Origin of the sequence: Pseudomonas asiatica (assembly GCF_009932335.1) — a bacterium.
Classification (GTDB): Bacteria; Pseudomonadota; Gammaproteobacteria; order Pseudomonadales; family Pseudomonadaceae; genus Aquipseudomonas; species Aquipseudomonas asiatica.
Map to the genome: position 1 here is coordinate 333737 of NZ_BLJF01000001.1, position 25202 is coordinate 358938.

Consider the following 25202-nt stretch of genomic DNA (forward strand, 5'->3'; position numbering starts at 1 on the left):
TTTCCCATTTGCAGGTGTATCGTATTCGCCCTTCATCGCCAGCCGTGCTGGCAGCTTGATTGCGCAGAACGCGAGGTACCCGCACCGATGTCCTTCACCCGTCGACAAATGCTCAAGGGCCTGACCGGCCTGGTTGTGGTTGGCCTGGGCGCCGGTGGCGCGGCACGTTACTGGCTGGGCAAGGTCGAGGACGACAACGCCGGGCATGACTACGAGCTGATCGCTGCTCCCCTGGACGTCGAGCTGGTGACGGGCTTCAAGACCGAGGCCTGGGCCTTCGGCCCTTCGGCGCCAGGCACCGAGTTGCGTGTGCGCCAGGGCACCTGGCTGCGGGTGCGCTTCATCAACCACCTGCCGGTCGAAACCACCATCCACTGGCACGGTATCCGCCTGCCGCTGGAAATGGACGGCGTGCCCTATGTGTCGCAGCTGCCAGTCAAGCCGGGCGAGTACTTCGACTACAAATTCCGTGTGCCGGACGCCGGCAGCTACTGGTACCACCCGCATGTCAGCAGTTCCGAAGAGCTGGGCCGTGGCCTGGTCGGCCCGCTGATCGTCGAGGAGCGCGAGCCGACCGGCTTCCAGCATGAACGCACGCTCAGCCTGAAGAACTGGCACGTGGACGAGCAGGGCGCCTGGTTGCCGTTCAGCATCCCGCGTGAGGCGGCGCGCAACGGCACCGCCGGGCGCCTGATCACCATCAATGGCCAGGCCGATTCGGTCACCGAGTTGCCAGCCGGCCAGGTTGTGCGGGTGCGTCTGCTTAACCTGGACAACACCTGGACCTACCGCATCAACCTCAAGGGTAACTGCGAGGCAAAAATCTATGCTCTGGACGGCAACCCGGTAACCCCGCGCCCCTTGGACGATGACTACTGGCTCGGCCCAGGCATGCGTATCTGCCTCGCTATCCGTATTCCTGAGGCGGGGGAGGAGATCTCCCTGCGCGACGGTTTCGTGCGCCTGGGCACCCTGCGTTCGGTTGCCAGCAACGACGCGCCAAGTGACTGGCCGCCGGCGCTACCGCCCAACCCGATCGCCGAGCCGGACCTGGAGAATGCCGAAAAGCTCAACTTCAATTTCGAGTGGGCGGCGAAAGTCTCGGTCACTAAGGACCAGGATAAGCCGTCGAGCATGTGGCAGATCAACGGCCAGGCCTGGGACATCACCGACAAGACCTGCGCCGAGCGCCCCATTGCCACGTTGCAGAAGGGCAAGAGCTACATCTTCGAGCTGAAGAACATGACCCAGTACCAGCACCCGATCCACCTGCACGGCATGAGCTTCAAGGTGATCGGCTCCAACCGTCATGACATCAAGGAGCCGTGGTTCACCGATACCTACCTGCTGGGCAAGAACGAGCGCGCCCAGGTGGCGCTGGTGGCGGATAACCCGGGCACCTGGATGTTCCATTGCCACGTCATCGACCACATGGAAACCGGCCTGATGGCCGCGATCGCGGTGGTCTGATGCGCCCGCAGATCATCGATCGCAGTCGCGATCAGGAATTCATGCGTCTGGCCCTGGCCCTGGCCGCCGAAGGTGCGGCCATGGGCGAGGTGCCGGTGGGCGCGGTAGTGGTGCAGCATGGGCAGGTGATCGGGCAGGGCTTCAACCGGCCGATCATCGACAGTGACCCCAGTGCGCACGCCGAGATGGTGGCCATTCGCGCGGCGGCGAAATCCGCCAGTAACTACCGGCTACCCGGCAGCACCCTGTATGTGACCCTGGAACCGTGCAGCATGTGTGCGGGGTTGATCGTGCATTCGCGGGTGATGCGGGTGGTATTCGGCGCGCTGGAGCCCAAGGCGGGGATCGTGCAGAGCCAGGGGCAGTTCTTCGGGCAGGGTTTCCTGAACCACCGGGTGATGGTGGAGGGGGGGGTGCTGGCGGAGGAGTGCGGGCAGATCCTCAGTGACTTCTTCAAGGCTCGCCGAGCCAAGGGGTAACCTGTCAGTGCCCTATCGCCGACAAGCCAGCTCCCACAGGATATCTGCAGGCCTTGGGGGCAGTGGTGAGCCTGTGGGAGCTGGCTTGCCGGCGATAGGGCCCTGACAGGCTACATCGGCGGCGACTGCTCCGCCGGCTTGTCCTTGTTCACCCCGGGCACATGCAGGCTGCCCTCGGCCACCTGGCCTTCGAGCTGCGGCTGGGTCACCCAGGTGAGGATGTCGTAGTAGCGACGGATGTTGGCCACGAAATGCACCGGCTCGCCGCCACGTGCATAGCCGTATTTGGTCTGCCGATACCACTGCTTCTGCGACAGCCGCGGCAGCATCTTCTTCACGTCCAGCCACTTGTTCGGGTTGAGCTTTTCGCGCTTGGCCAGGGTGCGGGCGTCTTCCAGGTGGCCGCTGCCGACGTTGTAGGCAGCCAGGGCGAACCAGGTGCGGTCCGGTTCCTGGATGCTGTCGTCGAGCTCTTCCTTGATCTTCATGAAGTACTTGGCGCCGCCCTGGATGCTCTGCTTCGGGTCCAGGCGGTTGGACACGCCCATGGCCTGGGCGGTGCGCTGGGTCAGCATCATCAGGCCGCGCACGCCGGTCTTGGAGGTGACCTCGGGCTGCCACATCGATTCCTGGTAGCCGATGGCGGCCAGCAGGCGCCAGTCCACCTGCTCGACCTTGGCGTAGCTCTTGAAGTGCTTCTCGTACTTGGGCAGGCGCTGCTGCAGGTGCTGGGCGAAAGTGTAGGCACCCACATAGCCCAGGACGTCGACATGGCCGTAGTAGCGGTCCTTCAGGCGTTGCAGGGTGCCGTTCTTCTGCGCCTTGTCGAGGAACTCGTTGACCTCGTTGAGCAGGCTGTTGTCTTCACCGGCCGCCACCGCCCAGCGCTGGTCGCGGGTGTCGCCCAGGTCGAAGGCAACCCGCACGTTGGGGAAGTACACCTGGTTCATCGCCAGCTCGTTGGAGTCGACCAGGGTCAGGTCGATCTGGCCTTCATCGACCATGCGCAGCAGGTCGACCACCTCGACGGCGTCGGATTCCTCGTATTCCAGGCCCGGGTACTGCTTTTTCAGCTCGGCCAGCTGGTCGGCATGGCTGCTGCCCTTGAGCACCATGATCTTCTTTCCGACCAGGCCCTTGGCGTTGGTGGGGCGCGTGCGACCGTTGCGGTAGATGACCTGTGGGGTCACTTCCAGATAAGGGTGGGAGTACCTGACCTGGGCCTTGCGCCGTTCGCTGGTGACCAGGCCGGCCGCTGCCAGCACCGGGCCGGAGGGCTTGCCGAGGCTGTCATACAGCTCGTCGAGGTTGTCGGCGGTCTCGATCTGCAGCTTCACGCCCAGATCTTCGGCGAAATGCTGGACCAACTCGTATTCGAAGCCGGTTTCGCCGTTGCGGTCCTGGAAGTAGGTGGCCGGGCTGTTGCGGGTGATCACGCGCAGCACGCCATCCTCCTTCACGCGCTCGAGGGTGCTGGGTTTTTCAACGCAGGCACCGAGCAGCAGAAAGAGTCCGGTTGCGAAAAGCCATCTGGCGCAACGCTGGCGCAAAGCAGTGTGGGCGAACATAGGTTGCAGTATACGCAAAGGACTGGCCCAACCATATCTCGACAACTGTTAGCTTGTCTGGTAGCGGGTTCTGTGCTTTGGGGGCTTGCCTTTGGAGGTTCAGCGCCTGGGAGGTCGAGCGCCGCCCGCGCGGCGCTTCGCAGCACAAGGCTGCTCCTACATCTGTTTCGGGCCAGTAACGCCTGCGCCAATGCGCGCGACTGCCTTGATTTTCCGACACGCTGCCGAGGTGGACGCCAAGGGGCCGCGCGCCACTCCCCCAGGAATAATTGGCCCGAAACAGATGTAGGAGCAGCCTTGTGCTGCGAAGCGCCGCGTGGGCGGCGCTCGATTTCACAGGCGCTAAATCTCTAAAGGTAGGCCCCCTGGATTCTGACCCGCAAGTCCGGTTCCGCCGCCCGGCAGCCGTGGCTTAGAGCGGGTGCCGAAACCCTTCGAATTAGGCTAGAATGCACGGCCTCTAAGCACACCCCTTCCTGAGGCTGTCCCGACGATGTTGATCCTGCGCGGCGCTCCTGCCCTTTCTGCCTTTCGCCACGGTAAATTACTCGAGCAACTGAGCCAGAAAGTCCCCGCTGTTACTGGTTTGTATGCCGAATTTGCCCATTTCGCCGATGTCGACGGCGAGCTGACCGCCGACCAGCAGCAGGTGCTGGGCCGTCTGCTCAAGTACGGCCCGAGCGTGCCGGTACAGGAGCCGAGCGGCCGCCTGTTCCTGGTCGTGCCGCGCCTGGGCACCATTTCGCCGTGGGCCAGCAAGGCCAGCGACATCGCTCACAACTGCGGCCTGCAGTCGATCCAGCGCCTGGAGCGCGGTATCGCCTACTACGTTGCCGGCAACCTGAGCGAAGCCGACGCCGAACTGATCGCGGCCGAGCTGCACGACCGCATGACCCAGCGCGTGCTCGGCCAGCTGGAGCAGGCCGCTGACCTGTTCAGCCATGCCCAGCCCAAGCCGATGACCTCGGTGGACATCCTCGGCGGCGGCCGTGATGCCCTGGCCAAGGCCAACATCGACCTGGGCCTGGCCCTGGCCGAAGACGAGATCGACTATCTGGTCAACGCCTTCCAGGGCCTCAAGCGCAACCCGAACGACATCGAACTGATGATGTTCGCCCAGGCCAACTCCGAGCACTGCCGCCACAAGATCTTCAACGCCAGTTGGGACATCGACGGCCAGGCTCAGGAAAAGAGCCTGTTCGGCATGATCAAGAACACCTACCAGATGCACAACGAAGGTGTGCTGTCTGCGTACAAGGACAACGCCTCGGTGATCGTCGGCAACGTTGCCGGCCGTTTCTTCCCGAACCCTGAAACCCGCCAGTACGGCGCGGTGCAGGAGCCGGTGCACATCCTGATGAAGGTCGAGACGCACAACCACCCGACCGCCATCGCCCCGTTCTCCGGCGCCTCCACCGGCTCCGGCGGCGAAATCCGCGACGAAGGCGCGACCGGCCGTGGCGCCAAGCCCAAGGCTGGCCTGACCGGCTTCACCGTGTCCAACCTGCGTATCCCGGGCTTCGAGCAGCCGTGGGAGCAGGCCTACGGCAAGCCTGAGCGCATCGTCGACGCCCTCGACATCATGATCGAAGGCCCACTGGGTGGCGCTGCGTTCAACAACGAATTCGGTCGCCCGGCCCTGACCGGCTACTTCCGTACCTTCGAGCAGGCCATCAACACCCCGCACGGTGAAGAAGTGCGCGGCTACCACAAGCCGATCATGCTGGCCGGTGGCATGGGCAACATCCGTGAAGACCACGTGCAGAAAGGCGAGATCACTGTCGGCGCCAAGCTGATCGTGCTCGGCGGCCCGGCCATGCTGATCGGTCTGGGCGGCGGCGCCGCTTCGTCGGTGGCGACCGGTGCCAGCTCGGCTGACCTCGACTTCGCTTCGGTACAGCGCGAAAACCCGGAAATGGAGCGCCGTTGCCAGGAGGTCATCGACCGCTGCTGGCAGCTGGGCGACAACAACCCGATCGCCTTCATCCACGACGTCGGCGCCGGTGGTATCTCCAACGCCTTCCCAGAACTGGTCAACGACGGTGGCCGTGGTGGCCGCTTCGAACTGCGCAACGTGCCCAACGACGAGCCGGGCATGGCCCCGCACGAAATCTGGAGCAACGAATCGCAAGAGCGTTACGTGCTGGCCGTCAGCGCCGTCGACTTCGAGCGCTTCAAGGCAATCTGCGAGCGTGAGCGTTGCCCGTTTGCCGTAGTGGGTGAAGCGACTGAAGAGAAGCACCTGACCGTAAGCGACAGCCATTTCGGCAACACGCCGGTAGACATGCCGCTCGACGTACTGCTGGGCAAGCCGCCACGCATGCACCGTTCGGTTACCCGCGAAGCCGAGCTGGGCGATGACTTCGACCCGAGCAAGCTGGACCTGGACAACGCCGTTCAGCGCGTTCTCAGCCACCCGGCCGTGGCCAGCAAGAGCTTCCTGATCACCATCGGCGACCGCACCATCACCGGCCTGGTAGCTCGTGACCAGATGGTCGGCCCGTGGCAGGTACCGGTGGCCGACTGCGCCGTCACCGCCACCAGCTTCGACGTATACACCGGTGAAGCCATGGCCATGGGCGAGCGTACCCCGCTGGCGCTGCTGGATGCCCCGGCGTCCGGCCGCATGGCAATTGGCGAGACACTGACCAACCTGGCTGCCTCGCGCATCGAGAAGCTGTCCGACATCAAACTGTCGGCCAACTGGATGTCTGCCGCCGGCCACCCAGGTGAAGACGCCCGCCTGTACGACACCGTCAAGGCTGTCGGCATGGAGCTGTGCCCGGAGCTGGGCATTACCATTCCGGTCGGCAAAGACTCGATGTCGATGAAGACCAAGTGGAGCGACGAGGGCGTAGAGAAGAGCGTTACCTCGCCAATGTCGCTGATCATCACCGGCTTCGCCCCGGTCACCGACATCCGCAAGACCCTGACCCCGCAACTGCGCATGGACAAGGGCGAGACCGACCTGATCCTGATCGACCTGGGCCGCGGCAAGAACCGCATGGGCGCTTCGATCCTGGCACAGACCTACGGCAAGATCGCTGCCCAGGCACCGGACCTCGACGATGCCGAAGACCTGAAGGCGTTCTTCGCCGTGATCCAGGGCCTGAACGAAGATGGTCACCTGCTGGCCTACCATGACCGTTCCGACGGCGGCCTGGTCACCACCGTGCTGGAAATGGCCTTCGCCGGCCACTGCGGCCTCGACCTGCACCTTGACCCGCTGACCGACAGCAAAGGCGACGTGCCGGCTATCCTCTTCAACGAAGAACTGGGCGCGGTCATCCAGGTTCGCCAGGATGCCACCCCGGACGTACTTGCACAGTTCAGCGCCGCTGGCCTGGGTGAAGGCTGCGTCGCGGTGATCGGCAAGCCGGTCAACAACGGTGAAGTGTCCATCAGCCTGAACGGCGAAGTGCTGTTCGACGACGACCGCCGCATGCTGCAGCGCCAGTGGGCCGAGACCAGCTACCAGATCCAGCGCCTGCGCGACAACGCCGACTGCGCCGACCAGGAATTCGACCTGCTGCTCGAGGAAGACAACCCGGGCCTGTCGGTCAAGCTGGGCTTCGACGTCAACGACGACATCGCCGCGCCGTACATCAAGAAGGGCGTGCGTCCGCAAGTGGCCATCCTGCGCGAGCAGGGCGTCAACGGCCAGGTCGAGATGGCAGCCGCCTTCGACCGCGCCGGCTTCGCCGCCATCGACGTGCACATGAGCGACATCCTCGCCGGCCGTGTCGACTTCGAAGCCTTCAAGGGCCTGGTCGCCTGCGGTGGCTTCTCCTACGGTGACGTGCTGGGTGCCGGTGAAGGCTGGGCCAAGTCGGCGCTGTTCAACAGCCGCGCCCGTGACGCCTTCCAGGCCTTCTTCGAGCGCACCGACAGCTTCGCCCTAGGCGTGTGCAACGGTTGCCAGATGATGTCCAACCTGCACGAACTGATCCCGGGCACCGAGCACTGGCCGCACTTCGTGCGCAACCGCTCGGAGCAGTTCGAGGCGCGTGTGGCCATGGTCGAAGTGCAGAAGTCCAACTCGATCTTCCTGCAGGGCATGGCCGGTTCGCGCATGCCGATCGCCATCGCCCACGGTGAAGGCCATGCGGAGTTCGCCAGCGAAGAAGCACTACTGGCAGCCGACCTGTCCGGTTGCGTGGCCCTGCGCTACGTTGACAACCATGGCAAGGTCACCGAAGCCTACCCGGCCAACCCGAACGGCTCGCCGCGTGGTATCACCGGCCTCACCAGCCGCGACGGCCGCGTGACCATCATGATGCCGCACCCGGAGCGTGTGTTCCGTGCCGTGCAGAACTCCTGGCGCCCGGATGAGTGGCAGGAAGATGCCGCGCTGATGCGTATGTTCCGTAACGCACGGGTGTGGGTGAACTAAGGCGTGTACAAGCTCGCCTTCTTTGTCCCCGCCAGCCACGTCGAAGTGGTCAAGGCCGCTGTGTTCGCCGCTGGTGGCGGGCGCATCGGTGACTATGACCACTGCGCCTGGCAGACGCTGGGCCAGGGCCAGTTCCGCCCGCTGGACGGCAGCCAGCCGTTCCTCGGGCAAACCGGCCAGGTCGAGGTGGTGGAAGAGTGGAAGGTGGAGCTGGTGGTGGCTGACGACCTGATTGCCCAGGTCGTCGCTGCACTCAAGCAGAGCCACCCGTACGAGACGCCAGCCTACGAAGTCTGGCGGCTCGCCGAGTTCTAGACCGCATCAAGGCTATTCGCGGGCAAGCCCGCTCCTACAGGAATATCGCAGTCATCAGAACCTGTGATATCTCTGTGGGAGCTGGCTTGCCGGCGATAGGGCCCTACAATCCAGCCACAATCTCCTTGCCCTGCCCAGGCCGCTTCAACCACCCACAAGCCAGCAACCCCACCTCGAACAGCACCCACATCGGCACCGCCAGCATCGTCTGTGAAAACACATCCGGCGGCGTCAGGATCATCCCCACCACAAAGCAGCCGACGATCACGTAGGGCCTGCTGCGCCGCAATGTAGCTACATCGGCCAACCCCACCCAGACCACGATAAACGTCGCCACCGGGATCTCGAACGCCAGCCCGAACGCCAGAAACAGCGCAAGGATGAAGTCCAGGTACTGGCTGATATCAGTCATCATCGCCACCCCCTCCGGTGTCACGCTGGCAAAGAAGCCGAACATCATCGGGAACACCAGGAAGAAGGCGAAGGCCATGCCGGCGTAGAACAGCACGATGCTCGATACCAGCAACGGCAGGGCAATGCGCCGTTCACGGCGGTACAGCCCCGGCGCCAGAAAGCCCCAGGCCTGGTGCAGCAGTAGTGGCATGGCGATAAACACTGCGCACATCGCAGTCAGCTTGAACGGCGTCAGGAACGGCGAAGTGACGCTGGTGGCGATCATGCTCGCGCCTTCCGGCAAGAAGCGCCGCAACGGCTCGGAAATCAGCGTATACAGCGTCTGGGCAAAGGGGAACAGGCCGGCGAACACCAGCGCCACCAGCGCCAGGCAACGCATCAGGCGTTTGCGCAGGTCGCGCAGGTGTTCGGTCAGCGGCATGCTCGCCGCCGGGTCCATGGCAATGCTCATGAAAGGTTTTCCTTGGGGGGAGCGACCGTGGCCGCATCATTGGCCGGCTCCGCTTTCAGGCTGATGCCTTGGCGGATCTCCTGTTCCAGGCGCTGCAAAGGCGCACTGTCGAGAGTGGGTAGCTCGACAGCGGGCAGTTCGATCTCCCGCTCCACCTGCCTGCGCAAGGCGTGCATGGCCCTGCGCGCCTGGCCCAGGCCGCGCCCGAGGGTGCGTGCAGCCACCGGCAGGCGCTCCGGGCCTAAAACCAATAGTGCGACGATGCCGACCAGCAGCAACTCGCTGAAGCCTACCTCGAACATCAGGGCTGACGGTCTGCTTGCGGTTGCTGCGTACCCTGACCGGTCAACGGGCACTGTTGCTGCACCTGCGTTTGCGCTGGGGGAGTGGCGTCAGTGTCACCGCCCATGGACTTGCGAAAACCCTGGATCGCCTCGCCCATATCGCTGCCCAGGCCCTTGAGGCGCTTGGTACCAAACAGCAGGAATACGATCAGCAGTACGATCACCAGTTGCCAGATTCCAATGCCACCCATTGCGACCACTCCTGTAAGGTCATGAAAAGGAAAGACAATCCTGCCTCGCGCAGATGACGTACACATGACGAACGGTCACTGCCATCTACCTGCAACACCGGGCGTGTTGACTGGCGTCTTTATTCGGCGACAGGGGCAGGCAAGGATGGGTGGCAGGCAACAGCAGGGCGCGGCCCTGCTGATGGTGATGGTTGTGCTGGCGATGCTGGCGGCGGGCATGGCCTGGCTGGTGGAAGATGGCCGACGCCAGGTCGATGATGTGCGTCTGTTGCACCAGCGGGTGCAGGCGCGCGCGATGGAGCAGGCCGGCCTGGCCTATGCCGAGCAGGCCCTGCGTGACCCCAGCTGGCGGCTTAGCCCACTGTTCTGGCAGGCCTTGCGCGGGCAGCCGTTGAACTACGATTTTGGCGCCGGCCAGGCGCAGTTGCGGGTGCGCGACCAGCACACCTGTTTCAACGTCAATGCGCTGCTCGGTGCTGACGGCGAGCGTGCTGCGCGCCAGTTGCGCTACCTGCTGGGCGACGACATGGCTGCCGAGCGCCTGGTCGATGCCCTGGCCGACTGGCTGGATGCCGACAGCGATGCCCGCCTGCAGGGCGCCGAGAGCGCCCAGTACCTGCGCCAGCAACCACCACGCCTGGCTGCCAACCAGCCGATGCTCGATACCAGCGAGCTGAATCTGCTACTGGAGCCGGACGCCAGCCGCCAGGGCCGTTACCCGATGCTGTGCGCCTTGCCGCAGACCACCGGCTGGCGGCTGAATGCCAATGCCCTGGGGCTGGAGCATCTGCCGTTGCTGGAGGCGCTGTATGAAGGGCGTTATCCACGCTCGTTGCTCAGCCGCATCATCAGCGGCCGGCCGGCGTCGGGGTATGTGGATGCAACTGCGCTACGCCAGGCCCTGGGGGCGGTGGATGACGAAACCTTCGAGCGCTTGAGCGAAGGGCTGCTGCTGAACAGCGGGTATTTCCTGTTGCAGCTGTCGTTCGCGGAGGAGGGGCGGGTGATACGCAGTGAGTTCCAGGTGGAGGCGCTGGGGGTGGTGCAATGGCATGCCCGGGTACCGGCGCAGCAGGTGCGGGTGCGCAGCCGCGAGCCGATGGTGTGGTAGGGCTTGAGATTGCCGGGGCTGCTTTGCAGCCCATCGCGACACAAGGCCGCTCCTACAGGGGAATGCGATCCCTTGTAGGAGCGGCCTTGTGTCGCGATAGGGCCGCAAAGCGGCCCCTATGCCCAGAACGGTCAGACAGTCCCAATCTCGCCGCCATCAGTACGCTGGATCACCACAGTCACAGCCTGAAGCCTTTCCGTGGCCCATGTCGCGGAACTATTTTTCGCTGAGCAATACATCCTTGGAAGAGGCGCGTCACAAGACCACGGCGCTGCTCCAATTTGCTCGACAGCACCCTTGGATTGCAAAAGCTAATTCAATGGCGGTTGAAGCATTATGGTGCTATCGGAAATATACATTTCGAATGGCTGATGCAGTATCACTGATTAGGCGTCTATCGAGATAAGCTAGAGTTCCGAGCTCGGCGGTTACAGCGAGAGCCGTATTGGGTTCGCCAAAAATACTATTCGTTACACGGTCGGTAGTATAGGCCACTGCAAGTCCAGCGGCTGCATGGTTTAACTGTCTGACGGCCGCATTAGACAATGGTTCTAGTACTGTGGCACTATTAATGACTCTGTTTCCTATTCTCGCGGCAAACTCGATGTCACGGATATTTAGTGAAACGTGAAATGAATCCGGTGATGGTGCTTGTTCAGTGGTATGAATTCTTATATTAACGTTGGGGCTTTGTAAGGTTTGGTTTCCGGTGCGTAACTGTGGTCTATCTACAGAATATGTTGGAAGCTTACCGGCCAGCCAATTTACTCCCCGCTTCAACCATTGCCACCATTGTCCATTTGGGTCATGCCGATTGATGGGGTCGTTCTGGCAATAGCTGTATCCATTAGGTCCACCTTTACGGAACGGAGATTGATTATCACTCTGGAGAAATCGTCTTGATCTGGGACTATAGAATCGGCGTCCATTGCCAAGTGCATAACATTGCAGCATTGTATCGAGTCGCTGCCCGCTGAATGCGACAAGATGTGCTAATGGAGTTGTTTGGAGAAATCCATAGGGCGAATAGTTTTGTGGCAAACCTTCTGGAATACTGCGCAAAGCAGTGTTTGCATTGTCGGATTGCAGAATTTGGCTGGCTTTTTTCGAGATGTCTAGTTCCGCTAGTGTAATGCCATTGGCCCACAATAGGCGACGTGGGCTGTCACTTGCTTCACAAGTCAATTGGTTATCTTGGAAAAAGAATTTTTTCTGTTTTGATTGGGGCGTTGCTGAACGCATGTGTGTGTTCCAAAGGGTTACAAGTGGTAAAAGTATTTTTCACAAGCTTGCGGATGTCTACTGGCAGATTTATCAGGTGGTTTGAATACACTGCTACTGGGCATGCGGTCCCGAGTAGAAATGTAACGGATGATTTTTCCGGGGCTGCTTTGCAGCCCATCGCGACACAAGGCCGCTCCTACAGGGGAATGCGATCCCTTGTAGGAGCGGCCTTGTGTCGCGATAGGGCCGCAAAAGCGGCCCCCGTGCGCAGATCAATCAGGCGGTGCCGATCTCCCCGCCATCGATACGCTGGATCACCACCGTCGCAGCCCGCGGCCTTACCGTGGCACCTGCCGGGGTGGCATCGGTGGCCTTGTCGGTATACGGCCAGTTCTCCGGGTGCTGGATGTTGACGAACAGCGTCTTGTTGTCCGGGGTAAAGGTAATGCCGGTCACCTCGCAGCCATTCGGCCCGACGAAGAAGCGGCGCAGGTCCACCTGGTTCTGCGCGTTCACCGGCACCTGCTTGCCACTGGCATCCACCAGATTGGTGGGGATCACTGCCAGCAGCTGGTCGTTGGTGTAGTCGGTCACGGTGCTCTCGCCGTTGTCGGTCTCGAACCACAACACGCCACGGCTATCGAAACTCATGCCGTCCGGGCTGGCGAACTGGTTCAGTTCGGTCAGGCCGGAGCGGTTGATGTCGGCCGTACCGGCAGCGTTGGCGCCGAACACGAAGATGTCCCAGGTGAAGCTCAGCTGGTCGTCGCTGTCGTGCCAGCGGATGATGTGGCCGTGACGGTTCGGGCCGCGCGGGTTGGCTGCATCGACCTTCTCCGGGGTGCGCGCGCTGTTGTTGGTCAGGGTCAGGTACACGTCGCCGTTCAGCGGGTTGACCGTGGTCCATTCCGGGCGGTCCATCGGCGTTGCGCCCACCGCATCGCCAGCACCACGGGTGTTGAGGATGATGCCCGGCAGGTCGCCATACAGCGCACCCAAGGTGCTGCCGCCAGTGGTCGCAGTGCCCACGTCCAGCAGCAGCCATACGCCAGTGCCGTCGGCATTGAAGCGTGCCACGTACAGCTTGCCCTGGTCGAGGTACTTGGCGCCGGTGGCCAGGCGGTCGGCGGGGTTGGCGTCGGCGGCGTCCCACACAGCGGTGGACACCCACTTGTACAGGTACTCGTTGTTCGAATCGTCGCCCATGTACCACACCAGCGGTTTGCCCGCGACCGCCAGGCCCGGGCAGCAACCTTCGTGGCGGAAACGGCCCAGCGCGGTGCGCTTGGTGGCCAGTGTGGCGCTGTTGTACGGATCGATCTCGACGATGTAGCCGTAGGTGCTGGCTTCGTTGCGGTAGTCGTCGGTGGCGCTGGCGCCTTTGACGGTGACGTCGAAACGAGCGAATTCGTCGGCCACTTCGCTGCTGTCACCGGCTGCGGTTTCCCACTTGTACTGGCCGCTGGAGGTGCCCACGCCAATGCGGCGCTGGTCTTCAGGGCGGGTACCTTTGTTGACGAAGATGCCTGGCCAGTTCTCTTCACAGGTCAAGTAGGTACCCCAGGGGGTGTAGCCGTTGCCGCAGTTGTTGTTGGTGCCGCGGCAGTGGGTGCCGTCCGGCGAATACTTGGTCTTCACGTGATCAGTGCCGCGCAGGGGGCCGGTTATTTCCATGCGCGAGGCGGTAGTGAAACGGCGGTTGAGCGGGTCGTTGTCGACCACCTGCCAGCGGCCGCCGATTTTCTGCAGGCGCACCACGCCGGCACCATGGGCGTTGATTTCCTTGCGCACTTCCTCGACCGGGCGCTTGCCGTTCACATCGGTGGTCGGGCCGGCCGGGTGCAGGGCGGCGGTGTCGATGTACTCGAAGTTGATCGCCAGCAGGCCGTCTTCGGAGCTGCCGTTGATGGGGAAGAAGTGCATGCCGTCATGGTGCATGCCCATGGCGTTGGCCTGGTCGGTCGAGGTGTTGCTGCCGTCGGATTTCCACGGGTTGCCGTTGCTGTTGATCGGCGTGCCCCAGGGCGCCAGCACATAGGCGCTGTAACCGGCGGCTACCACGCAGGCGTCGGTGCGCGAGCCCGGAATGGACTGGAAGCCCAGTGCCAGTTTCGGCACTTCCGGCTCAGTCACGGGTGGCTCGGTGACCGGATCATCGTGATCGGAACCACCACCGTCGAAGCAGCCTGTCAGGCCGGTACCGGCAATCATAGCGATGGCGGCGCCCAGGCTGCCACGCATCACGCTGCGGCGGCTCAGGTAGGCGTCCATAACGCTGGCCATCGGCAGGTTGCCGCTTTGGTTCCGGTCCAGGTTGTCGCCGGTATCTCGACTCATCAGGGTGTCCTTATGTTGGCTGAGTTGGAGGAACCGCGACTTTAGTGCGCAAATATGATGATTCATTGGCAGAAATGTTAAAGGGGTTTTAAAACAACTCGCTCTTAGAAGCGTGCTCTACAGATCAATTTGGAATGGCTGTCGGATTTCTGCCATCAAACTGTAATGCCAACGCCGCAACATCCGGGGCCCTGAATGAACATGGATAAGGATGGCGGGTTCGATGGCAAGCAGTGTGCACAGGCGCGAAGTGATCAGCTGGATGGGTATCGGTGCCTTGGCACCGTTGCTCGGCGCCTGCTCCGCCCTTCCTGGGCAGCAGGGCGGCAATGCCAGCTTCGACCTGCTGTACGTGGCCGACACCCTCGATGCCCGCCAGCCTGGCCAGGCCGTGGTGCCGGCCACCCGCCTTGGGCCGGTCAGCCACCTGGGCCGCGCCCCATGGATGACCGGCAGCAGTGCCAGCATCGCCTACCCGCAACTGGCACCATTGCTCGATGCCAGCCAGGCTGCATCTGCCCAGCTGGGCGGCTATGCGGTGCTGGCGGCGTTGCTCGAGCAACTGCGCGGCGAGGCTGGGGCGGGCAACAGCCTGACCCTGGAAAACGGCCAGGGCTGGAATGGCAGTGGCCTGGCCTACCTGACCCAGGGCGAAAGCGGCCTGCAGGGCAGCCAGCTGCTGGGCAGCGAAGCGCGGGTCAGCAGTGACGAGCGCGTGCTGTGGCCACAGCGCAGCCCGGCGCTGTATCGCCAGGCTGGCACCGTTACCCTGGGCGCCGGGCTGGCAGACACACAACGCCGGGCTTTGGGCCTGGAAGCCTTGCGCGTCTTCGAACGTGGCGGTGCACGTATTGCTGTGGTCGGCGTGACCGACCCCTACGCCCAGGACCAGAAAGCCTCTCTTAAACAGTGGTACCAATCATTGCAGCCGGTGTTCGAACAGGCGCGGCGCGATGCTGACCTGGTGGTAGCCATGGCCGATGTCGGTACCGGGCCGGGCCTGTGGCTGGCCGAGCGGGTGCCGCAGATCGACGTGTTGCTGTGCGCCCGCGGCCAGGACCTGTGGCCGGCGCCGGTCGAGGTTAGCCAGGCCAGCGGCCGCCGCGTGCCGGTGCTGTTCGCCGGTTGCCGGGGCAGCGGCACCTTCCGCCTGCGCTGCCAGCGCGTGGCCGGGCTGTGGCAGTTCGACGGGCGTTTCTTCCCAGCCTTTGAGCACCAGCTGGCACCCGCCGCGCAGCAGCGTATCGGGGCATTGCAGGCAGAATTGCGCCAGCAGCGCGCCGGCCACGCAGCCTGGCTCGACCAACCGCTGGCCCGCGCACCCCAGGCGCTGTGGCGCCGCGATACCCGAGGCGGCAGCTGGGACCGCCTGCTGCATCAGGCCCTGGCCGACGACAGCAGCATGCCGGTGTTGCTGCCGGGCCTGCGTTACGACTATCCGCTGCCCGCCGGGGCGGCCATTACCCGCGAACACCTGATCAGCCTCACCGGTGGCTACCCGGCACCGGTGGTCGAAGCTCCGGCCCGGCAGGTCGAACAAGTGCTGGAAAACGCCGCGGAGCAACTGTTCGGCGACCCGCTGCTGCTGGACAACAGCCAGGACCTGCCGCGCTGGCAGGGCCAGGCCTGGCGTGTCAGCTACAGCCCGCAAGGCAAGCGCATCAGTGGCCTGGAGCCGGTGCAGGGCCTTTGCCGCACCTTTGGCCTGCAATTCGAAACCCAGGCCGGCGAGCCGCTGTGGCAACGGGTCGAAGCCTGGCTCGCCCGCCAGGCAAGCGACTGGCAACTGGCGCCGCTGCAACTGCCCGAAGTGCGCTACGTGCAGGGGCACCCGGGCTGGCACCCAAGGCAACTGGCCTCGTGATGCTCGCCTCGCGCCTGCTGACTGGCGCTGGCCTGACCCTGGTCGGCTGGCTGGCGGCCCAGTGCGTGCTGCAGCTGGGCCGCCAGCCGCAACCGGCCACTGCGCCCGCCGCGCCCGACAAGCCGCTGCCTGGCTTGATGGTCGGCCATTGGCAGGTACCCGTCAACGACGGTGCCATCGCCATCACCCGCCTGCCGTTGCAATACCTGGGTGGCCTCAAGGCCCAGCCGCTGGCCTCCAGCGTGGTGGTGCTGCGCTATGGCGAACAGGTGCGCACCTTGGCCCGCGGCCAGCGCCTGGCGCCAGGGATCGTGCTGCAGGACATCGACAGCGATGGCCTGATTTTCAACAACCAGGGGCGGCGTGAACGCCTGCCCTGGCCGCCACGCCCCGCCGTGACCGGCTTCAAGCGGCAAGGATGAACGATGCCTGTTAGATATTGCGTGGCGGCCGCACTGAGCCTGGCCCTGTCCATGGCTTGTGCTGAAGAGCCGGTGTTCGACGACAACGGTACGCCGATGTACGAGGTGAACTTCGTCGACACCGAACTGGGCGAGTTCATCGACAGCGTGTCGCGCATCACCGGCACCACCTTCATCGTCGACCCCCGGGTCAAGGGCAAGGTCACCGTGCGCACCGTCGACCTGCACGACGCCGATGCCATCTACGACATCTTTCTGGCCCAGCTGCGCGCCCAGGGCTACGCCACTGTCGACCTGCCCAATGGCAGCGTGAAGATCGTTCCCGACCAGGCCGCCCGCCTGGAGCCTGTGCCGGTGGAGGCGGGAGGGCAGCAGGGGGAAGGCAGCGACAGTGTGGCTACGCGGGTATTCAATGTGCGTAACGCCGCCAGCGAGCAGGTGCTGGGCATTCTCAAGCCCCTGATCGACCCACGGGTCGGTGTGATCACACCTTATCCGGCAGCGCACCAGTTGGTAGTTACCGACTGGCGCAGCAACCTGGAACGTATCGCCAGCTTGCTGCGCCAGCTCGACCGCCCCCAGGACGCACCAGGCAGCGGCAGTACCCAGGTCATCTACCTGCGCCATGCCAATGCTGGCGAAGTGGTCAAGGTGTTGCGTGGGCTCAGCCAGGAAGGCATGGCGCCCTCTGAAGGTGCGGGCGAAGCAGAGGGCAAGGAAAGGCCCGTAGTGCCTGTCGCCGGGGGGGCGGGCATCCGCCTGGAATACGAAGAAGGCACCAACGCCGTGGTCATGGTCGGCCCCGACAGCGAGCTGGCCGCTTACCGCGCCATCGTCGAGCAGCTGGACATCCGCCGTGCCCAGGTAGTGGTGGAAGCGATCATCGCCGAGGTGTCCGACAGCAGCGCCCAGGAACTGGGCGTGCAGTGGCTGTTCGCTGACGAGAAGTTCGGTGCCGGCATCGTCAACTTCGGTAGCAACGGGGTAAACATCGCCAGCATCGCAGGGGCCGCTGCCAGCGGCGACAACGAGGCCCTTGGCGATTTGCTGTCCAGCACCACCGGCGCCATGGCGGGTATCGGCCATTTCGGCGGCGGCTTCAACTTCGCCATGCTGGTCAACGCGCTGAAGGGCAAGAGCGGCTTCAACCTGCTGTCCACGCCCACCCTGCTGACCCTGGACAACGCCGAGGCGTCGATCCTGGTCGGCCAGGAAGTGCCCTTCGTCACCGGATCGGTGACGCAGAACAACGCCAACCCGTACCAGACCATCGAGCGCAAGGAAGTCGGGGTGAAGCTGCGCATCAAGCCGCAGATCAACATCGACAACAGCGTGCGCCTGGACATCGTCCAGGAAGTGTCGTCGATTGCCGACACCACGGCTGCCAGCGACGTGATCACCAACAAGCGCGAGATCAAGACCAAGGTCATGGTCGAGGACAACGGCCTGGTGATCCTCGGCGGCCTGATCAGCGACGAACTGAGCACCAGCGACCAGCGTGTGCCGCTGCTTGGCGATATCCCTTACCTGGGCCGGCTGTTCCGCTCCGACGCCACGAAGAACACCAAGCAGAACCTGATGGTGTTCATCCGCCCGCGCATCCTGCGTGACGGGCCGAGCCTGGCCGGGCTCAGCGAAGACAAGTACCGCACCTTGCAGCAGACCACGCCGCTGCAGTTGCCCGACCTGGCGGATGCCCAAAACGCTACGCCGCTGTTGCAGGTGTTCCCCTCCAGCCGCGCACGGCTGGAAGGCGGTGACTGGTGATGCTGCCTTATCGCCAGGCACGGCAGAGCGGGGTGGCCATGGCCCCTGCGGAGCAGGGCTGGCAGCTATGGTTGCGGCATGACGCCGACAGCGCCCAATTGCAGGAGCTGCTGCGCGTGCACGGCCAGCCCAGCCTGCTCGAATACCTGGAGCCTGCACTGTTCGACGAACGCCTCGGCCAGCTGTACCAGGCCGGCGATGCCGCCACCGAGGCGCTGATCGAAGGCATCGGCGACCAGGTCGACCTGGACAGCCTGATGAGCGAAATGCCGCGCATCGAGGACCTGCTGGAAAGCGACGACGAAGCCCCCGTAATCCGCCTGATCAACGGCCTGTTCGGCCAGGCCCTGCGCCTGCGTGCCTCGGACATTCACATAGAAACCTTCGAGCAGAGCCTGGTGGTGCGCTTGCGCGTCGATGGCCACCTGCGCGAAGTGTTGCGCCCACCGCGTGCGTTGTCGGCCATGCTGGTGTCGCGGATCAAGGTCATGGCCCGTCTGGACATCGCCGAAAAGCGCCAGCCCCAGGATGGCCGTATCACCCTGCGTGCGGCGGGGCGCGAAGTGGATGTGCGGGTCTCGACCCTGCCCGGCATCCATGGTGAACGGGTGGTGATGCGTGTGCTCGACAAGCAGGCCAGCCTGCTGGCGCTGGGCAACCTGGGCATGCCGGCAGCGGTATTGCACGGCCTGCGCAGTTGCCTGGTGCGGCCCAACGGCATCGTGCTGTCCACGGGGCCGACCGGTTCGGGCAAGACCACTACCCTGTATGCCAGCCTCAACAGCCTCAACGACGGCAGCCGCAACATCCTCACGGTCGAGGACCCGGTGGAATACGCTATCGCAGGCATCGGCCAGACCGCCATCAACCCGCGTGCCGGGCTGACCTTTGCCAGCGGCCTGCGCGCCATCCTGCGCCAGGACCCGGACGTGATCATGCTTGGCGAAATCCGTGACCAGGAGACCGCGCAGATCGCCGTGCAGGCCAGCCTCACCGGCCACCTGGTGTTGTCCACGCTGCACACCAACAGTGCGGTGGGCGCGGTGACCCGCCTGCGCGACATGGGCATCGAACCGTTCCTGATTGCCTCGTGCCTGCGCGGCGTACTGGCCCAGCGCCTGGTGCGGCGCTTGTGCAGTTGCGCCGTGGCGCACCCGCTGCAGCCGGCGGAACGCGACCTGTGGCCCGAGCTGGCGGCGCTGGGCAGCAGCTACCACGCGGTGGGCTGCGAGCAGTGCCAGGGCAGCGGGTATGTCGGGCGCCTGGGCCTGTATGAATTCATCGAGCTGGATGCCGGGCTGATCGGCCTGTTGTACGACGGCGCCAGCGAACTGGCCATGCAGGACTACCTGGCCGAGCGCCGGCAGAGCCTGGTGGCGATGGCCAGTGACTGCCTGGCCCGTGGCGAGACCAGCCTGGCCGAAGTACTACGCGTGGTGCAGGGCTGAGCCATGCCGACCTATCGCTACCAGGCCGTCGACCTCGCCGGCAAGACCCACAAGGCCAGCTTGCAGGCCGACAGCGAACGTCATGCCCGCCAGTTGTTGCGTGAGCAGGGCCTGTTCGCCCGCCGCTTGCAGCGTCACGAAGCCGGCACCCGGCAACCCCGGCGCCAGCGCCTGAGCCGCGCCCAGCTATGCGAACTGACTCGTCAGCTGGCCACCCTGACCGGTGCCGGTATCCCTCTGGTCGACGCCCTGGCTACCCTGGAACGGCAACTGCGCCAGCCCGCCTTGCACAGTGTGCTGGTGGCCTTGCGCGGCTCGTTGGCCGAAGGCCTGGGCCTGGCTCGCAGCCTGGCACGTCAGGGGGCACCGTTTACCGGCCTGTACTGCGCGCTGGTCGAGGCCGGCGAGCGGTCCGGTCGCCTGGCCCAGGTGCTGACCCGCCTCGCTGACCACCTGGAGCAGGTTCAACGACAGCAGCACAAGGCACGTACCGCGCTGATCTACCCCACCGTGTTGATGGGGGTGTCGCTTGCCGTGGTGGTAGGCCTGATGACCTTCGTCGTACCCAAGCTCACCGAACAATTCGCCCATGCCGGGCAAAGCCTGCCGCTCATTACCTCGTTGCTGATCGGCCTGAGCCAAGGGCTGGTGCAGGCCGGGCCCTGGCTTTTGGCGCTGGCCCTGTTGCTTGGCGCGCTCGGCGGCTGGTTGCTGCGCAAGCCGCACTGGTGCCTGCGCCGTGACCAGCTGCTGCTACGCCTGCCACATATAGGCAACCTGCTGCAGGTGCTGGAAAGCGCGCGCCTGGCACGCAGCCTGGCAATCCTCAGCGGCAGTGGCGTGGCCCTGCTCGAAGCCCTGCAAGTGGCCACCGAAACCGTCGGCAACCGCCGTATCCGCCTGGCCATGGAGCAGGTGCGCCAGCAAGTTCAGGGCGGCACCAGCCTGCATCGCGCGCTGGATGCCTGCCAGCAGTTCCCGCCGCTGCTGGTGAACATGGTCGGCAGCGGCGAGGCCAGCGGCACCCTGGCCGACATGCTCGAGCGCGTGGCCGATGACCAGGAGCGCGGCTTCGCCCGCCAGGTCGATACCGCCATGGCGCTGTTCGAACCCCTGATGATCCTGGTGATGGGCGCCGTGGTGCTGTTCATCGTGCTGGCGGTGCTGTTGCCGATCATGCAACTCAACCAGGGCCTGCAACTGTGACGACAAGGAGTACTGCCATGCAGCATCGACGTAACCGCCAGCGCGGTTTCACCCTCATGGAAATCATGGTGGTGATCTTCATCATCGGCCTGCTCATCGCCGTGGTTGCGCCCAGCGTGCTGGGCAACCAGGACAAGGCCATGAAGCAGAAGGTGATGGCCGACCTGGCCACCCTGGAGCAAGCGCTGGACATGTACCGCCTGGACAACCTGCGCTTCCCCAGTAGCGAGCAGGGCCTGGCCGCGCTGGTGAAAAAGCCGGCCCAGGAGCCGCTGCCACGGGCCTGGCGCAGCGACGGCTACGTGCGCCGCCTGCCGGAAGACCCGTGGGGCACCCCTTACCAGTACCGCATGCCCGGCGAACATGGCCGGGTCGACGTGTACTCGCTGGGTGCCGACGGGCTGCCGGGCGGCGAAGGCCAGGATGCCGACCTGGGTAACTGGGAACTGTAACGGGTGCGTCGTCAGCGGGGCTTCAGCCTGATCGAGTTGCTGGTGGTGCTGGCCATCGCCGGGCTGATGACCGGATTGGCGGTGGCCGGGTTCGGCAACAGCCAGGCCAGTGTCGACCAGGCGCTGCAACGGCTGGCGAGCGAGGCCCGGTCGCAGGCCGCGCTGGCCCGGCATGCCGGGCAGCTGCGCGGGCTGCGCTGGAATGGCCAGCGTCCGGAGTTCGTCCGGCGCGAGGGTAATGGCTGGGTGGTCGAGGCAGTCGCCCTTGGTGACTGGCCCAAGGGGCTGCGCCCGGACTGGCCGGCCAGCCCGCAGCCGCGCCTGTTGTTCACCCCACATGGCTGGGCGCAACCAGGCAAGGTGCGCTGGCGTTGGGCCGATGGCAGCCAGCAATGGGCCTGGAGCCGCGATGGCCGCATGCAGGTGGTGGTCGCCCCATGAAGCGGCATCAGCGTGGCTTCACCCTGCTGGAGGTAACCGTGGCCCTGGCGATTGCCGCGGTGCTGGCGGTGATCACCAGCCAGGTTTTGCGCCAGCGCCTGGCGGTGCAGGACAACCTGCAGCAACACCGCCTTGGCCTGCTATGCGCGCGGGAACTGCAAACCCGCTTTGCCGTCGAGCAGTACTGGCCAGCTGAAAACCAGGTTGGCGGTGAACTGAGCCAGGGCGGCCAGCGCTGCCACTGGCAACTGCAACTGCGCCGCACCGGCGTACGCGACCTGCGCCGTGGCGAGCTGCTGTTGTTCGCCGACCGCGACCAGCGCCTGCCGCTAGGCCAGTACACCGTGTTTCTGGAGCGGCCATGAGTTACAGAGATCTTGAAGCGTGCGCGGTCCCTGTAGGAGCGGGTTTACCCGCGAAGCAGGCACCGCGATGCATGGCACCGGCTTCGCCGGTGTTCGCGGGTGAACCCGGTCCCACAGATGCCCAGTTCAACCCCCCGCGCAGATGTCTACCCACGAGGCACCGCCAGGCCGGCCTTACCCTGATCGAGCTGATGGTAGCCCTGGCACTTACCGCCGTGCTCGGCATCATGCTCGCCGCCCTGGTCAACGGCTGGCTCAAGGTTCGCGAACGCCTGCAGGTCACCAACCAGGAAACCTCGGTATTGGATTTCTGCCTGGCCCTGGAGCGTCGCTTCGACAGCCCGGTAATGCGCCGTGTCTACGACCAGCGCCTGCCCTTGGCCAGCCGCTGGCTGGACTGGCAACCGGCAAGCAACCAGTTGCTCTGGGTCGCCATCACTGGCATGCCGGAAGCCGAAGGCGGCTCGCGCCTGCAGCGCCAGCGCCTGCGCTTCGAGGCGCGTGAGCAGCGCCTGCTGCTGGAAAGCTCGGCCGATCTCTATGCCGCCGCCGCCCCACGCTGGGTCCAGCGCGAGCGGCTCGACCGGGTCAGCGCCATGAATGTTCTTTATTACCAGGGCGGCCGCTGGCTGGCCTGGCCTTCCGACCAACCTGCGCACCCCGGCCGTGGCGTGCGTCTGGAACTGCAGCGTGACGGAGCACCCTATGTCTGCACTTTCGCCCTCCCTTGGGGGCGCTCATGAAGTTTGAATGGCGGCGGCGCAGCCCGGCCCAGTCGTGGCTGTTGCTGCGACCGGGCGTTGTCTGGCACTGGGCGCTGGCCGAGGGCGGCCTTGTGCAACGCCATGGGCAGGGCGAGCCCCCGGCGAACCTGCAAGCCCGTGTGGCGTTGATCCTGCCTGCCGAGACCTGCAGCTACTTCCGCGTGCCGGCACCGCCGGGGCTCAAGCGTGAAGAATGGCCGCTGTTGCTCGAAGACCGCTTGCTGCAGGCAGTCGACGAGGTGACATGCGCCTGCCTGGCCCGCGAGCCCGGCCATCTTCGGTTACTGGTAGTGGCTCGTCAGCAACTGGAGGACTGGCGCGGGCAGTGCGCCGAATGGGGCTTGCAGGTGGCACGTTGCTGGGCAGAACTACAGCTGCTGCCGCCCCCCGAGGCGGGAAATGCCTGGCAATGGCAGCGCACACCCGGCATGTATTTGTACAAAGGGCTGGCCGAAGACAGGCAGGAGCACTGGCTGGCCTGGCCGGATGCACTGGGCGAGGTGCCACGGCAGCCGTGGGCGGAGCTGCAAAAGGTTTCGCTGAGCGGAGACTGGCCCAGTACGCTGGCACCGCTCGATTTATTGCCAGGCCTGTTCGAGCGTACCCGCAAGGTGCGTTCGCTGCCGGTGGTTTCCCGGCCACAGCAACGGCTGCTCGCGGCCTGCCTGGTACTGGCTGCCGTCTGGGGCGGGCTGTGGTTGAACAAGCAGTGGGCCCAGGCGCAACTCTGGCGCAGCCAGGTCATCGCCGTGACCGGTGAGCAGGCCAGCCCCCGGCACGCCGCGCAGGCCCTCAAGCGCCTGCGCGAAAGTGAACTACAACAGCAACTGCGTACACGACAGCTTGAAGACTTGCAGGCGGCGCTGCAGACATGGCTGCGTGACCATCCCGGCTGGCACTTGCAAGCGGTACGTTTCGACGGCCAGCGTTGGCACCTGCGGCTGGAGGGTGACGGCAGTACGCCGCCATGGAGCGACATGGCGACAGCTGCCGGGGCCTCCGTTCAGGTGCAGGACGGCCAAGTGATGTTCGACCTGGGAGCCGCCTCATGAACCGGAACTGGATACAGCGTCACCGTTTGAAGTTCGCCTGGCTACTGATTGCTGTTTTGCTGGCTTTCCTGGCCCTGCGCGCAGGCCTTGCGCAATGGCGCGAGCTCAGCCAGTGGCGCGGGCTGGCCGAACAGGCCGCCAGCCTTCAAGGCGGCCCGGGGTTGAGCCTGGAGCGGCTACACCAGTCGGCCCAGGCGCGGCAGATCGAACTGGCCGAGGTCGATGCGCAGGGCAAGACCTGGCAACTGCGTGGGCAGGTGGCCGACGAGCGAGTGCTGCAAGGCTGGTTGCAGACCCTGCGTGCAGAAGGCGTACAGCCATTGCAGTGGGGGCTGGAACAGCATGAAAAGAGATTGCGCTTCGACCTGGTGGTGCGGCCATGAGCCGAAGAAGTGTGGCGTGGGTGCTGTTGGTATTCACCGTGACATTGCTGGTGGAACTGCCGGCCAGCTGGGTGGTGCGCGGGATAGGCCTGCCAGCGCGTGAGGTCAGCGGCAGCCTGTGGCAAGGCCAGGCGCAGCAACTGGGGCCGGTCGGGCCATTGCGTTGGGCGGTGCAGCCCTGGCGCTTGCAGGCGGATGCACAGCTGGGCTTCCAGGGCCAGGCCTGGCAGTTGCGCGCCGAAGGCTGGCCATGGCGCTGGCGGTTGGGGGCGACGGCCATGGGCGCCCAGGCGACGGTGACGACGGATTTCCGCTTGGCCGGCCAGTGGCAAGGCGCGTTGCGGGTGCAGGGAGCAGGGCGGCAATGCCGTGCCAGCGAAGGCCGCATCGCGGTAACCGACCTTGCCTTGAGCGAGCCCTGGTCACTGGGCCTGGGGCAGGGCTGGCTGGAAATGGACTGCCGCAGCGGCTGGCACCTGCGCGGGCAGTTGGCGCAGCCGGGGCAGCATCTGTTGGCCGTGGATGCTGACCTGCCAGCGCGACGGGCGCAAGTGGTGGTGGAGTTGCAGCCAGAAGCGGCGCTGACGCCTTTGCTGCGTGGCGTGCAGTGGCTTGGGCCGCAGGCGCTGGCAGGGCAGCGGGATTTGCGCTGGTAGACAGGTGTTATCGCCGGCAAGCTGGCTCGGCTCCTACAACTTATCCAATCGACTCTGACCCGTCCTTTGTAGGAGCAGCCTTGTG

23 protein-coding genes are annotated in these 25202 nt (G+C 64.7%); 17 read left to right on the plus strand and 6 right to left on the minus strand.

Going from position 1 to position 25202, the window contains the following annotated elements:
• Nucleotides 1-87: 87 nt before the first annotated feature.
• Both GYA95_RS01510 and tadA read left to right on the plus strand, forming a co-directional pair.
• On the plus strand, nucleotides 88-1470 hold the full coding sequence (locus tag GYA95_RS01510) for a multicopper oxidase family protein (protein ID WP_015269110.1): 1383 nt from the start codon (nucleotides 88-90) through the stop codon (nucleotides 1468-1470).
• Entirely contained in the window at nucleotides 1470-1949 is a 480-nt protein-coding gene (tadA, locus tag GYA95_RS01515; protein ID WP_015269111.1) for a tRNA adenosine(34) deaminase TadA, read from the plus strand. The genes GYA95_RS01510 and tadA overlap by 1 nt, the downstream gene beginning before the upstream one ends.
• A 110-nt stretch (nucleotides 1950-2059) precedes the next feature.
• Here the strand turns inward: tadA and mltF are convergent, their stop codons facing one another.
• Nucleotides 2060-3517 carry a membrane-bound lytic murein transglycosylase MltF gene (gene mltF, locus GYA95_RS01520; RefSeq protein ID WP_015269112.1) on the minus strand — a complete coding sequence of 486 codons (1458 nt, stop codon included), beginning with the start codon at nucleotides 3515-3517 and terminating at the stop codon, nucleotides 2060-2062.
• A gap of 493 nt (nucleotides 3518-4010) precedes the next feature.
• Here mltF and purL point away from each other — a divergent pair, with 493 nt between their 5' ends.
• Together purL and GYA95_RS01530 are read left to right on the plus strand one after the other, a co-directional pair.
• Nucleotides 4011-7910, plus strand: a complete 3900-nt coding sequence (purL, locus tag GYA95_RS01525; RefSeq protein WP_161551230.1) for a phosphoribosylformylglycinamidine synthase — start codon at nucleotides 4011-4013, stop codon at nucleotides 7908-7910.
• Nucleotides 7911-7913: 3 nt separating this feature from the next.
• A complete protein-coding gene (locus GYA95_RS01530; RefSeq protein WP_015269114.1) occupies nucleotides 7914-8225 on the plus strand; it encodes a YqfO family protein in 312 nt (103 codons plus the stop codon).
• A gap of 103 nt (nucleotides 8226-8328) precedes the next feature.
• Here the strand turns inward: GYA95_RS01530 and tatC are convergent, their stop codons facing one another.
• From tatC to tatA, 3 genes are read right to left on the minus strand one after another with little or no spacing between them, the layout of a single operon-like run.
• Entirely contained in the window at nucleotides 8329-9090 is a 762-nt protein-coding gene (gene tatC / locus GYA95_RS01535; RefSeq protein WP_015269115.1) for a twin-arginine translocase subunit TatC, read from the minus strand.
• Complete coding sequence (gene tatB, locus GYA95_RS01540) at nucleotides 9087-9392, minus strand: Sec-independent protein translocase protein TatB (protein WP_015269116.1); 306 nt, start codon at nucleotides 9390-9392, stop codon at nucleotides 9087-9089. The genes tatC and tatB overlap by 4 nt, the downstream gene beginning before the upstream one ends.
• A complete protein-coding gene (tatA, locus tag GYA95_RS01545; protein ID WP_015269117.1) occupies nucleotides 9392-9625 on the minus strand; it encodes a twin-arginine translocase TatA/TatE family subunit in 234 nt (77 codons plus the stop codon). The genes tatB and tatA overlap by 1 nt, the downstream gene beginning before the upstream one ends.
• 145 nt (nucleotides 9626-9770) lie before the next feature.
• Between tatA and gspK the strand changes: the two genes are divergently transcribed.
• On the plus strand, nucleotides 9771-10736 hold the full coding sequence (gspK, locus tag GYA95_RS01550; protein WP_015269118.1) for a type II secretion system minor pseudopilin GspK: 966 nt from the start codon (nucleotides 9771-9773) through the stop codon (nucleotides 10734-10736).
• A 342-nt stretch (nucleotides 10737-11078) separates the two neighbouring features.
• Here gspK and GYA95_RS01555 read toward each other — a convergent pair whose 3' ends face one another.
• Together GYA95_RS01555 and GYA95_RS01560 are read right to left on the minus strand one after the other, a co-directional pair.
• Entirely contained in the window at nucleotides 11079-11978 is a 900-nt protein-coding gene (locus tag GYA95_RS01555) for an RHS repeat-associated core domain-containing protein (protein WP_137137969.1), read from the minus strand.
• A gap of 258 nt (nucleotides 11979-12236) precedes the next feature.
• Nucleotides 12237-14297 (minus strand): PhoX family protein, encoded by a 2061-nt coding sequence (locus GYA95_RS01560; RefSeq protein ID WP_015269119.1) that lies wholly within the window; start codon nucleotides 14295-14297, stop codon nucleotides 12237-12239.
• A gap of 223 nt (nucleotides 14298-14520) precedes the next feature.
• Here GYA95_RS01560 and GYA95_RS01565 point away from each other — a divergent pair, with 223 nt between their 5' ends.
• The 12 genes from GYA95_RS01565 to GYA95_RS01620 all read left to right on the plus strand — a co-directional run bounded on the left by GYA95_RS01565 (nucleotide 14521) and on the right by GYA95_RS01620 (nucleotide 25117).
• Complete coding sequence (locus GYA95_RS01565; protein WP_015269120.1) at nucleotides 14521-16161, plus strand: bifunctional UDP-sugar hydrolase/5'-nucleotidase; 1641 nt, start codon at nucleotides 14521-14523, stop codon at nucleotides 16159-16161.
• Nucleotides 16158-16583, plus strand: coding sequence for a pilus assembly protein PilZ (locus tag GYA95_RS01570; protein ID WP_170976270.1), 426 nt, complete (start codon nucleotides 16158-16160; stop codon nucleotides 16581-16583). The genes GYA95_RS01565 and GYA95_RS01570 overlap by 4 nt, the downstream gene beginning before the upstream one ends.
• A 3-nt stretch (nucleotides 16584-16586) precedes the next feature.
• Nucleotides 16587-18350 carry a type II secretion system secretin GspD gene (gspD, locus tag GYA95_RS01575; RefSeq protein ID WP_173585793.1) on the plus strand — a complete coding sequence of 588 codons (1764 nt, stop codon included), beginning with the start codon at nucleotides 16587-16589 and terminating at the stop codon, nucleotides 18348-18350.
• Nucleotides 18350-19798, plus strand: a complete 1449-nt coding sequence (locus GYA95_RS01580; RefSeq protein ID WP_015269123.1) for a GspE/PulE family protein — start codon at nucleotides 18350-18352, stop codon at nucleotides 19796-19798. Before gspD ends, GYA95_RS01580 begins: the two co-directional genes overlap by 1 nt.
• Before the next feature lie 3 nt (nucleotides 19799-19801).
• The gene (gspF, locus tag GYA95_RS01585; protein ID WP_015269124.1) at nucleotides 19802-21004 is read left to right on the plus strand and encodes a type II secretion system inner membrane protein GspF; all 1203 of its coding nucleotides are present in this window, start codon (nucleotides 19802-19804) and stop codon (nucleotides 21002-21004) included.
• 17 nt (nucleotides 21005-21021) lie between these two features.
• Nucleotides 21022-21456 (plus strand): type II secretion system major pseudopilin GspG, encoded by a 435-nt coding sequence (gene gspG, locus GYA95_RS01590; protein WP_013971171.1) that lies wholly within the window; start codon nucleotides 21022-21024, stop codon nucleotides 21454-21456.
• Between the two features lie 3 nt (nucleotides 21457-21459).
• Complete coding sequence (gene gspH, locus GYA95_RS01595) at nucleotides 21460-21897, plus strand: type II secretion system minor pseudopilin GspH (protein WP_015269125.1); 438 nt, start codon at nucleotides 21460-21462, stop codon at nucleotides 21895-21897.
• Complete coding sequence (locus GYA95_RS01600; RefSeq protein WP_015269126.1) at nucleotides 21894-22262, plus strand: type II secretion system protein GspI; 369 nt, start codon at nucleotides 21894-21896, stop codon at nucleotides 22260-22262. The genes gspH and GYA95_RS01600 overlap by 4 nt, the downstream gene beginning before the upstream one ends.
• A 71-nt stretch (nucleotides 22263-22333) precedes the next feature.
• Nucleotides 22334-23005 carry a prepilin-type N-terminal cleavage/methylation domain-containing protein gene (locus tag GYA95_RS01605; RefSeq protein ID WP_015269127.1) on the plus strand — a complete coding sequence of 224 codons (672 nt, stop codon included), beginning with the start codon at nucleotides 22334-22336 and terminating at the stop codon, nucleotides 23003-23005.
• A complete protein-coding gene (gspL, locus tag GYA95_RS01610) occupies nucleotides 23002-24078 on the plus strand; it encodes a type II secretion system protein GspL (protein WP_015269128.1) in 1077 nt (358 codons plus the stop codon). The genes GYA95_RS01605 and gspL overlap by 4 nt, the downstream gene beginning before the upstream one ends.
• Nucleotides 24075-24461, plus strand: a complete 387-nt coding sequence (gene gspM / locus GYA95_RS01615; RefSeq protein ID WP_015269129.1) for a type II secretion system protein GspM — start codon at nucleotides 24075-24077, stop codon at nucleotides 24459-24461. Before gspL ends, gspM begins: the two co-directional genes overlap by 4 nt.
• On the plus strand, nucleotides 24458-25117 hold the full coding sequence (locus tag GYA95_RS01620) for a general secretion pathway protein GspN (protein ID WP_043935376.1): 660 nt from the start codon (nucleotides 24458-24460) through the stop codon (nucleotides 25115-25117). Before gspM ends, GYA95_RS01620 begins: the two co-directional genes overlap by 4 nt.
• The last annotated feature ends 85 nt before the right edge of the window (nucleotides 25118-25202 follow it).

Coding starts and splice junctions, on each gene's coding strand:
- GYA95_RS01510 (WP_015269110.1), top strand. CDS start 88: ATGTCCTTCACCCGTCGACAAATGCTCAAGGGCCTGACCGGCCTGGTT.
- tadA (WP_015269111.1), top strand. CDS start 1,470: ATGCGCCCGCAGATCATCGATCGCAGTCGCGATCAGGAATTCATGCGT.
- mltF (WP_015269112.1), bottom strand. CDS start 3,517: ATGTTCGCCCACACTGCTTTGCGCCAGCGTTGCGCCAGATGGCTTTTC.
- purL (WP_161551230.1), top strand. CDS start 4,011: ATGTTGATCCTGCGCGGCGCTCCTGCCCTTTCTGCCTTTCGCCACGGT.
- tatC (WP_015269115.1), bottom strand. CDS start 9,090: ATGAGCATTGCCATGGACCCGGCGGCGAGCATGCCGCTGACCGAACAC.
- tatB (WP_015269116.1), bottom strand. CDS start 9,392: ATGTTCGAGGTAGGCTTCAGCGAGTTGCTGCTGGTCGGCATCGTCGCA.
- tatA (WP_015269117.1), bottom strand. CDS start 9,625: ATGGGTGGCATTGGAATCTGGCAACTGGTGATCGTACTGCTGATCGTA.
- gspK (WP_015269118.1), top strand. CDS start 9,771: ATGGGTGGCAGGCAACAGCAGGGCGCGGCCCTGCTGATGGTGATGGTT.
- GYA95_RS01555 (WP_137137969.1), bottom strand. CDS start 11,978: ATGCGTTCAGCAACGCCCCAATCAAAACAGAAAAAATTCTTTTTCCAA.
- GYA95_RS01560 (WP_015269119.1), bottom strand. CDS start 14,297: ATGAGTCGAGATACCGGCGACAACCTGGACCGGAACCAAAGCGGCAAC.
- GYA95_RS01565 (WP_015269120.1), top strand. CDS start 14,521: ATGGCAAGCAGTGTGCACAGGCGCGAAGTGATCAGCTGGATGGGTATC.
- gspD (WP_173585793.1), top strand. CDS start 16,587: ATGCCTGTTAGATATTGCGTGGCGGCCGCACTGAGCCTGGCCCTGTCC.
- GYA95_RS01580 (WP_015269123.1), top strand. CDS start 18,350: ATGCTGCCTTATCGCCAGGCACGGCAGAGCGGGGTGGCCATGGCCCCT.
- gspF (WP_015269124.1), top strand. CDS start 19,802: ATGCCGACCTATCGCTACCAGGCCGTCGACCTCGCCGGCAAGACCCAC.
- gspG (WP_013971171.1), top strand. CDS start 21,022: ATGCAGCATCGACGTAACCGCCAGCGCGGTTTCACCCTCATGGAAATC.
- GYA95_RS01600 (WP_015269126.1), top strand. CDS start 21,894: ATGAAGCGGCATCAGCGTGGCTTCACCCTGCTGGAGGTAACCGTGGCC.
- GYA95_RS01605 (WP_015269127.1), top strand. CDS start 22,334: ATGGCACCGGCTTCGCCGGTGTTCGCGGGTGAACCCGGTCCCACAGAT.
- gspL (WP_015269128.1), top strand. CDS start 23,002: ATGAAGTTTGAATGGCGGCGGCGCAGCCCGGCCCAGTCGTGGCTGTTG.
- gspM (WP_015269129.1), top strand. CDS start 24,075: ATGAACCGGAACTGGATACAGCGTCACCGTTTGAAGTTCGCCTGGCTA.
- GYA95_RS01620 (WP_043935376.1), top strand. CDS start 24,458: ATGAGCCGAAGAAGTGTGGCGTGGGTGCTGTTGGTATTCACCGTGACA.